An 8,855-nucleotide genomic window follows, 5' to 3' on the forward strand; every position below is an offset into this window, starting at 1 on the left:
GGCCGTTTGCGTTGCTCGTCCGACGGCGCCCCGGCTCCTGCAGGAGAGCAATCCGACGGAGACCCAGCAGCGACGCTAGTCGCGATGCGGCTCCGGGATTGCCTGCGGAAAGCGTGGGCGCCGAAAGGACGAGCGATTCGATTGAGGTTAGTCAACAAGCTGAGCCCACTCGCGTGGGCTTTTTGTCATCTTGTCCATTCAAAATATTTACGAGCGAGGTCAGTGAGCGGGCTATTGAAGAGACGTTTGCGCCAGTAGAGGTCGGCCGCCTTCTTCACGGCCTCGCTCCGTGATGGATACGGATAAATCATACGGGACAGCTTTCCAATCTTATCCCCGCGCTGCATCGCGTAGACGACGATTTGCATCCAATCGCCGGCCGTCATTCCGACCGCGTGACCGCCAATGATTTTACCGTTCTTCCGCGTGATGATTTTGACGAAACCGGTCTCTTGACGGTCGGCGACGAAACGGTCGACCTCGAACAGCTTCGCTTCAAAGATGTCGACGTCTTCCCCGTACTGTTCTCGTGCCTCGGCCTCGGTCAAACCGACGTGGAACACTTCCGGGTCCGTGAACGTGATCCACGGCATCTTCTTATAATCGACTTTGTTCCATAGACCGAACAAGGCGTTCGCGACGACGGCTTTCCCTTCTTCGCCCGCAGCGTGCGTGAACGGGAGCGTATTGATCGTGTCGCCGATTGCAAAGATGTGCGGTTGTGACGTCCGATACGTCGATGAGACGTCAACGTATCCGTCTTTGACGTGGACGTGGGCCCGGTCGAGGCGAAGCGCCTCGAGCCGTGGCTTTCGTCCCGTCGCCATGAGCAGCTTGTCCGCTTCGTAATGCACGGTCTCCCCGTCGATTTCCGCTTCGACATAAATCTTGCCGTCCACTTCTGAGATGTGTTTGACGTCCACGCCAATCTTCAAACGCATCGCCATCTCAAGTTGAGATTTAAGTAGCGTCCGCACCGACTCATCTTCTTTCGGCAAAAACGTATCGAGCGCCTCGAGCACCGTCACTTGACTCCCGAGCCGAGCGAATGACTGAGCGAGCTCGAGCCCAATCGTGCCGGCTCCGATGACGATGATGCTCTCTGGTAGCGTCTCCTCGTGGAAGACGTCTTCGTTCGTTAAGTACGGTACCGTATCAAGTCCGTCAATCGGTGGGACGGTCGGTTGCGATCCGGTTGCGATGACGAATTTCTTCCCAATCAAAAGATCGTCCCCGACTTTTAACTCGTACGGGCTTTGGAACGACGCTTCGCCGATATAAACGTCAACGCCTAACTTCGTAAAACGTTCCGTCCCGTCATGCTCTTGAATGATTTCGCGGGCACGATCGACACGGGCTTTCGTTGACTGGTAATGGTCTCGTCCATCGAACTCGGTGCCGAGCACGCGGGCTGCTTGCATCATCGAACTCGCTTCTTTCGAGGCGGCGATGAGCGCCTTTGACGGGATACATCCGACGTGGAGACAGTCGCCCCCGAGGTGCTTCTTCTTCTCGACGAGCGCGACTTTCGCGCCTAGGTTGGCCGCACCTGCGGCGACCGTCATCCCGGCGGCGCCGCCCCCGATTACAATCAACTGGTAATCCTTCATTTGATTAACCTCCGATATCGTTCACTCACGTCTTCCATCCGTCTCCGGTTGACCCCAAAGTCGTATTGACCGACCCGTGCAGCCGAACGAAATTCAATTTGTCGTGTCTCATCATCGAATATAAATTCGACGTCATCTTTAAATCGCATCACTTTCGATGACACGACATAATGGAGTGACTCCTCCGTCTCATCGATGAGTTCGGTCCGCGGCAATTGCCCCATGACCATCTTGATTGCTCCGATTGTCTCGGCCCGGTCGCGCCCGTACGGTAGCGGATTCATCTTGAGCGCCTCGTTCGACGTCTGTGTCGATACGGCGTTCGGTGTCCCTTTAATTGGTTTCAATGATTTCGTGGCCACACGAAAAACCTCCCTTATTCTACATACAATTACATGTATCCTGAATCGGGGAGGTTTAACCCTTTTAATGTAATTCGCTCGGATCAAGCGGTAACAAGACGGTCACGGTCGTACCGTGTCCGACCTCGCTCTCAATGACGAGTTTTCCTTCATGCGCCTCAATCAACTCTTTGGCAATGGCAAGACCAAGACCACTACTCCCTTCGGTCACTTGCGCCTGATAGAACATCTCGGTGATCCGCTGCAAGTGTTCCCTTGAGATACCCGGTCCTTCATCCATGATGGAGATGAAAGCGACGCGTTCCGACTGAACGAACCGAACCGTCAACGTCCCACCTTCCGGGGAGAATCGAATCGCGTTGTCGAGCAGGTTTAAGAACACTTGTTTCAATCGATTCTCATCGAATAGACCAATCGACTTTTGTGGATACCGCTCAATCAACGTAATCTGCTTATCTTCAAGCGACTGCTTCAGTTGCACGGAGACTTTACGCAACAACGTGACGAGGTCGAGTTCTTGGCGATACAAGACGAGGCGGCTCTCTTCGATCTTCGTGTAATCGAGGAGCTGTTCGACGAGACCAATCATCCGCTCGGTCTCCGAATGGATGATGCTAAGGCCGAGCTCGGTCTCTTCAGACAACTTCTCGTTCCCGCCGCGAATCGTCTCGGTCCATCCTTTGATTGACGTGAGCGGTGTCCGCAGTTCATGGGACACGTTCGATAAAAATTCGTTCCGTGTCGACTGATGCTGTTGCACTTTCGCCCCTAAGTACGTCAACGTCCGCGCGAGCGCCCCAAGCTCATGTTTCTCATTCGAGTAGACTTCGAGATCGAAATCTCCTTGTGCCATCTCATCGGCCGTCTCGATGATTTCTCGAATCGGACGGACGAACCGGTCCGCGATGCGAATGACCGCGTAGAGGGCGATGAGCCAGATGAGGACGCCAATCATGACGACCGCCATCCAAATCTCTCGGATGAGCGTGTCGAGGTCTTCGAGCGGGCGGGTGAAGCTGATGGCGAGTTCGCTCGTTTCCCCGGTCATAATCGGGCTCGTTACCGATAAGAAGTGTTCGTCCCCGACATCGTAATCTTGAACGACCGATTCCCCTCGGGTCAAGCGGTCGAGTTGCGACTCGGTGAACAGCGCCTGTTGATCTCGTTGTCCGGTCGTCTTGATGATGTCGCCGCTTCGGTCGACAATCGTCAAATCCGTTCCCGGGTAACCGAACGTCCGTACGAGCACCGAGAAGGCACTCGGCGTCTCGAAGCCGACTTGCGCTTGCGGATACAGATAGGCACTCGTCGTGGCGTGACTGAGGAGCGCCTCGGACTCATACTCATAGTAATAGCGATACGTACCGTAAGAGAGGACGCTCACGAGCAGGACGAGGACGAGTGTGACGACAATCATAATGCGAAGGACAAGCTGTTGCTTCATCCGTCATGTCTCCGCCACTTGTACCCATGCCCCCACAGCGTCTCAATGAACGCCGGATGGCTCGGATCATCTTCAATCTTTTGCCGCAGTCGCCGAATGTTCACGTCTACGGTCTTCCGGTCCCCGAAGTAATTGATGCCCCAAACCGCGTCGAGCAAGGCGTCGCGCGACAAGACGACTTCCTCGTTTTGGACGAGATGGCAAATCAAGTCGTATTCGGTCGGTGTCAAGTCAATCGGTTGCCCGTACTTCGTCACTTGCTTGGCTGCAAGGTCGATGGCGAACGGTCCCGACTTCAACCGTTTCTTCTCTTTACGCTTCACTTTCTCGACCCGGCGAAGGAGCGCCTGAATCCGGGCGACGAGTTCGCCTGGACTGAACGGTTTGGCGATGTAGTCGTCCGCACCTTTCCCGAGCCCTTCAATCTTATCCTCTTCAAGCGTCCGTGCCGTCAACATGATGATCCCGACGTTCTCGTCTAAGTCGCGAATCGCCGCGCATGCTTCGAATCCGTCCATTTCTGGCATCATGACATCGAGCAAGACGATATCGAACGGCTGGCGGTCAAACGCCGTTACCGCCTCACGTCCGTTCGTCGCCTCAAACACATCAAACCCGGCTCGCTTTAAATTTACGATGATGAAGCTGCGAATCGCATGCTCATCCTCGGCTACTAATATCCGATTCATATATCCACCTCTTCTGAAGTTCACTTCTCTACATTATAGTTACGTTTTTGCGACAAGGTTGTCAATTGACCTCAAATCGTATTAGGATGGAGTCATTAGATTCCGAAGGAGGACTCATCCCGATATGAGTTATAAAATGATTGTGTTAGATATGGACGATACGTTGCTCACGAGTGACCATACGATTTCCCCGAAAACGAAAGCCGCGCTCCTCGACGCCCAAGAGCGTGGACATAAAGTCGTCCTCGCGAGCGGCCGTCCGACATATGCGATGTGGGACGCGGCCCGTGAGCTCGAGCTTGCGAAATACGGTAGTTTCATCTTGTCGTTTAACGGTGCGTCGATTATTGATTGTGCGACGAACGAAGAAATCTTCTCGAGCACGCTCACACCTGAAACGGTCGCATACCTCCATGATATCAGTGTACGTGAGGAAATCGCGATTCATACGTACATCGGTAACGAAATCGTAACCGATCAACCGAACCCATACACCGATATCGAAGGAGAATTGACGGGGATGCCCGTCATCCACGTCGACGACTTCAAGACGGCGGTGACGACACCGGTCGTCAAATGTCTCATGCTCGGTGACGGGGACACCCTCGCACCAATCGAGACGAAACTCCAAGTCGAACTCGAAGGCAAGCTCGCCGTCGCTCGCTCGAAGCCGTTCTTCCTCGAGTTCACAGAGGCTGGCGTGACGAAAGGGACGAGTCTTGCGTTTCTAGCGAAGCACGTCGGAATCGACCAAGCACAAGTGATTGCTTGTGGAGACGGGAACAACGACTTGACGATGATTGAGTGGGCCGGTCTCGGTGTTGCCATGGGCAATGCCAATACGACAGTCAAAGGAAAAGCCGATTTCATTACGAAATCAAACAACGAGGATGGCATCGCTCACGTCATCGAGACGTTCATGAGCGATGTACTCGTCGACCAGTAAATCGTGAAGCAACGCTTCATAAAGGAGGAAGTATGATGAATAAAGGATTGAAACGAGCAGGACTCGGACTAGTCGGGACGGCCGTCGCCGGAGCCGCGTACGTATTCTTGTCCCCGAAACCGACGTCCCGCCTCGTCAAAACCTCATTTTCCGGTGGCAACGAAGTCGCAATGAAAGGATTTGACGAAGTCGTTCAAAAGACGTCGGTCCGAAAAGATATCGACTATCATTCGTCTTACGAGAACGGGACGTTTGATTTGATTCGTTATGAAGGCGACAAGCAAGTCCCGACCATCTTTTGGGTGCACGGCGGTTCGTTCGTCGGCGGTGACAAGGCCGACGTCTTCAAATATGCGACGTCCATCGCGAGTAACGGCTACAACGTCGTCAGCATCAACTATGCGCTCGCGCCGGACGTAACGTATCCCGTGCCGCTCCAACAAATCGAGGAAGCGTACGCCTATATCGTCGAGAACAACGACCGCTTCCGGCTCGACCTCGACCGCGTCTTTTTCGCCGGCGATTCAAACGGCGCGCAACTCGTCGCTCAGTTCGTCGGTATTCAATTGAACGACGGCTACGCCCCATCAGCCGAAGTGAAGCAAGTCGTACCGAAACAATCGATTCTCGGGACGATTTTGATGTCTGGCCCGTACGACTTGAAGCGGACCATGCTCGAGTCGTCAAAAGCGGTCAACCGCTTCCTCTTCAAACGGATCGGGTGGGCGTACTTCGGGACGTATAACTGGGAGAACCTCCCCGTCGTTACGGAAGCGTCCCCGCTCGTCAACATTCCAGCGACGTTCGTCCCGACGTTTATCACGGACGGCAACACGGGCTCGTTCGAGGCGCAGGCAAAAGAGTTCGCCACCATCCTCGCTGGTCGCACCGATGTGACGAGCGTGTTCTATGACGAAGGGGAACTTGGTCACGCGTATCACTTCGAGATGGACAAACCGGCCGCGAGTTCGACGTATCGCCGCCTCATCACGTTCTTGCGCGAGACGACAACGTCAGTCAATCCGTGACCATCGTCGTTCCGCAAAAATGACCGCCTACTCTTGCGAGTGGGTGGTCATTTTTTTCTCGTCTTGTTCAAATGTGTAGCAAATCAAACGCCCGGCCAATCAGTTCGTTCCGTGAAGCGGATGTCGCACGTAACTGTTGGAGCCGTTCAATGAGCGCCTGCTTTAGCGTCTCGGATTCGACGAGTTCGAGACACTCGATTTGAAGCAACCAGGCGTCCGCGTGGTCTTCGAGGATCGTCGGGACGATCTCATCGATAGATGCTCCTTGTTCGCGCAAGTTACGGACACGGTTGAACATCGGATCGTCGTTCGTCCAAACGCGCGCATCTCGTTCGACGATGACCGGTTTTTCGATGAGGACGAGCTCCTCGACGTCGGTCCCCGGAAAGACCGACGGAATCGAATCTTGGCGAATTTCAAGTGTCGCCAGTTCGATTCGGCGCCCTTCCAGCTCAATGACGACATTTTCTAAACGCAACTCGTCTGCCGTCTCGTTGACGACCTGTCCATCGAGTCGAATCGCTGCCGTCGCCAACACGTCTTGAATCGGCCCGTCGAGAATGAGCAAACCGTGGTTCTCGAGATTCGTTAATTGTCCGTTGTCGACTTTCACACAATCGTTCCATTGGATGAGGACGTGCCCGTCGTGCTTCGTCATGTGGCGGACCACGCCAACTCGGTCCGTCCCGTCTTCGAGGCGGACGGTCGCCTGACTGCCCGAGGCGAGCGCCTTCTCGATTGAGGCGATGCCGCCCTGATGAACGGCCATCCGGCGCTCGAGCTCGTCAAGCGCATCGGTCAAAGCGTCAAAGTCCCGGATGACGAACAGCTCACGTTGCATATTCGTCACGTCTTGTTTCGTCTCGAGGGCGTGTTCGAGATCGAACGGATGCTTCGTGACGGCGTCTGTCAAACAGTGACGACTCTCGCCTACTGAAGACAAGAGGCCTGCCCCGTAGATAAGCGGGTTGTCAACGTCACCGATCAAGCCGAACTCGACCGTCCACCAAAAGATGCGCGCGACTTGTTGCGCTTCAGAGAATCCGGTCACTTGCGCTTTCGCCGCATGGACCGCCGCCTCTGCCGCTGCAATCTCTTCATCCGTCGAGTTGGCGTTCTCCTTCACGACAGTCAACCGTTTCAAAGCCGCGAACGAGGCATGCTCTTCCCGGTTCATGAACGCCTTGGCACCAAGTTGACCGAACCGTTTAACGATATTTGAAAAATCGGGGTCCATCAGCATCGGGGCATGGCCAGCCGCTTCATGAATGATGTCCGGCGCCGGGCTGTATAAGATGTTTTCGACTTTTCGGATATCGGTCGCGACCGGAAGCATCCCGTTCCCTTGGAAGTCGAAGAAGGCGACACCAGGGATGAGTCCATCGACGGCGACCGTCGACCATCCGGCCGAACGCATCTCTTCGGTCATCGCCTCGACGTTTGGCAACCGTTCCGGCCCCATCCCGGTCTTCTTCAATCCCTCGATGTAAAACGGGTGGGCTTTCCCTTCGAGCGTATGCAAGTTGAGCCGTAAGACGAACCGCCAAACAGCGTGATCGGTCGGCGTGTACTCATCGTAGAATTGTGGAGAGATATGTGGCGCCAAGTGGCGTGGGATCAGTTGTGTCAACATGTTGGTTCCTCCTTTTGTGTATGAAACGTCAAAAAGTCCCTATCGAATCACTCGATAGGGACGACGGTTGCCGCGGTACCACCCTGATTACTAGACAGACGTCTAGTCACTTCATTCCGGTAACGGGGGACCGCTCAATCGTTGAGAGCTCGCAAACTGTAATTCGATTCATCTTTTGGGCGTGTTCGCAGCACCACACGCTCTCTGAGCCAGGGAAGATGTCTCTACTTCGGTTTGGTCATCACTTTTACTGTTATACAGTTATGCTTTTATGCACATTTGCTTTTAAGCACTAAAGCATCTTGTTGGTAGTAACGATACCAGACCTTTTTTCTGACGTCAACCAAAAAAACAGTCCGCATGCGCGAACTGTCATAAACACCAATCGATTTCTTCGACGCCCCATTCACTGAGCTTCTCATTCACTTGCGAGAATGGCTTTGAACCAAAGAAGCCGCGGTGGGCCGAGAGCGGGCTCGGATGGACCGATGTCAAAATTAAGTGCTGCTCACCGATGAGCGTCTGTTTTTTCTTGGCATCGTTACCCCAAAGAATAAAAACGATTGGTTGCTCTCGATTGCCAAGCTCTCGGATGATCATGTCGGTGAACGTTTCCCATCCTTGACCCCGGTGTGAACCGGCTTTGCCCGCCTCGACTGTGAGCGCCGTATTGAGGAGCAATACGCCCTGGCGCGCCCACTTCTCAAGGTTCCCACTCTTCGGTGGTGTACAACCGATGTCATCGGCCAGCTCTTGGAAGATGTTTCGAAGCGATGGTGGGAAACGAACGCCGTCCTGTACCGAAAAGCTGAGGCCGTGCGCCTGATTCGGGCCATGATACGGATCTTGTCCGAGAATGACGCACTTGACGTCCTTGAACTTCGTGTAGACGAACGCGTTCCAAATGTCTTGGCGCGCCGGATAGACCGTCGTCGTGTTGTACGCCTCGTCGACGAACGTCTTCAACCCTTGAAAATATGTCTCCTCCATCTCGGATTCAATCAAATGTGACCAGTCCCCGAGCAGGCGGTCTGATAATTGTTCTCCCATAGGTGTCCTCCCCTTTCCGTTCTATCATACCCAAATGTAGCGCAAGCAAAAAGGCGAGCCCGCATTGATATGCTCCCCAATAGGTAGACAGAT

General features: G+C 54.2%; 8 protein-coding genes and 1 other annotated feature. Of the genes, 2 read left to right on the forward strand and 6 right to left on the reverse strand.

The window, feature by feature from the left end; translation table 11 throughout:
- Window positions 1–185: 185 nt before the first annotated feature.
- From DI14_RS11685 to DI14_RS11700, 4 genes are all read right to left on the reverse strand, one after another.
- Window positions 186–1,610 carry an NAD(P)/FAD-dependent oxidoreductase gene (locus DI14_RS11685; RefSeq protein ID WP_034808746.1) on the reverse strand — a complete coding sequence of 475 codons (1,425 nt, stop codon included), beginning with the start codon at window positions 1,608–1,610 and terminating at the stop codon, window positions 186–188.
- Complete coding sequence (locus DI14_RS11690) at window positions 1,607–1,972, reverse strand: DUF1499 domain-containing protein (RefSeq protein WP_034808749.1); 366 nt, start codon at window positions 1,970–1,972, stop codon at window positions 1,607–1,609. The genes DI14_RS11685 and DI14_RS11690 overlap by 4 nt, the downstream gene beginning before the upstream one ends.
- A 64-nt stretch (window positions 1,973–2,036) precedes the next feature.
- Window positions 2,037–3,416 (reverse strand): cell wall metabolism sensor histidine kinase WalK, encoded by a 1,380-nt coding sequence (locus DI14_RS11695; RefSeq protein ID WP_034808751.1) that lies wholly within the window; start codon window positions 3,414–3,416, stop codon window positions 2,037–2,039.
- On the reverse strand, window positions 3,413–4,105 hold the full coding sequence (locus DI14_RS11700; protein WP_034808752.1) for a response regulator transcription factor: 693 nt from the start codon (window positions 4,103–4,105) through the stop codon (window positions 3,413–3,415). Before DI14_RS11700 ends, DI14_RS11695 begins: the two co-directional genes overlap by 4 nt.
- A gap of 124 nt (window positions 4,106–4,229) precedes the next feature.
- Between DI14_RS11700 and DI14_RS11705 the strand changes: the two genes are divergently transcribed.
- Window positions 4,230–5,051, forward strand: a complete 822-nt coding sequence (locus DI14_RS11705) for a Cof-type HAD-IIB family hydrolase (RefSeq protein WP_034808754.1) — start codon at window positions 4,230–4,232, stop codon at window positions 5,049–5,051.
- A 35-nt stretch (window positions 5,052–5,086) separates the two neighbouring features.
- On the forward strand, window positions 5,087–6,079 hold the full coding sequence (locus tag DI14_RS11710) for an alpha/beta hydrolase (RefSeq protein WP_034808756.1): 993 nt from the start codon (window positions 5,087–5,089) through the stop codon (window positions 6,077–6,079).
- Between the two features lie 67 nt (window positions 6,080–6,146).
- On the opposite strand, the gene DI14_RS11715 is transcribed toward DI14_RS11710, so the two are convergent.
- Window positions 6,147–7,712 (reverse strand): aromatic amino acid hydroxylase, encoded by a 1,566-nt coding sequence (locus tag DI14_RS11715; protein ID WP_051622710.1) that lies wholly within the window; start codon window positions 7,710–7,712, stop codon window positions 6,147–6,149.
- Between the two features lie 53 nt (window positions 7,713–7,765).
- Window positions 7,766–7,963: a binding site (T-box leader), on the reverse strand.
- Between the two features lie 121 nt (window positions 7,964–8,084).
- A complete protein-coding gene (locus DI14_RS11720) occupies window positions 8,085–8,762 on the reverse strand; it encodes a uracil-DNA glycosylase (protein WP_034808759.1) in 678 nt (225 codons plus the stop codon).
- Window positions 8,763–8,855 lie beyond the last annotated feature (93 nt).

The sequence above is a fragment of the Exiguobacterium sp. AB2 genome (assembly GCF_000696055.1).
Lineage (GTDB): Bacteria > Bacillota > Bacilli > Exiguobacteriales > Exiguobacteriaceae > Exiguobacterium > Exiguobacterium alkaliphilum.

Bases quoted from the DNA above. Each gene is read 5' to 3' on its own strand.
- DI14_RS11685 (WP_034808746.1), bottom strand. From the start codon at position 1,610: ATGAAGGATTACCAGTTGATTGTAATCGGGGGCGGCGCCGCCGGGATG.
- DI14_RS11695 (WP_034808751.1), bottom strand. From the start codon at position 3,416: ATGAAGCAACAGCTTGTCCTTCGCATTATGATTGTCGTCACACTCGTC.
- DI14_RS11700 (WP_034808752.1), bottom strand. From the start codon at position 4,105: ATGAATCGGATATTAGTAGCCGAGGATGAGCATGCGATTCGCAGCTTC.
- DI14_RS11705 (WP_034808754.1), top strand. From the start codon at position 4,230: ATGAGTTATAAAATGATTGTGTTAGATATGGACGATACGTTGCTCACG.
- DI14_RS11710 (WP_034808756.1), top strand. From the start codon at position 5,087: ATGAATAAAGGATTGAAACGAGCAGGACTCGGACTAGTCGGGACGGCC.
- DI14_RS11715 (WP_051622710.1), bottom strand. From the start codon at position 7,712: ATGTTGACACAACTGATCCCACGCCACTTGGCGCCACATATCTCTCCA.
- DI14_RS11720 (WP_034808759.1), bottom strand. From the start codon at position 8,762: ATGGGAGAACAATTATCAGACCGCCTGCTCGGGGACTGGTCACATTTG.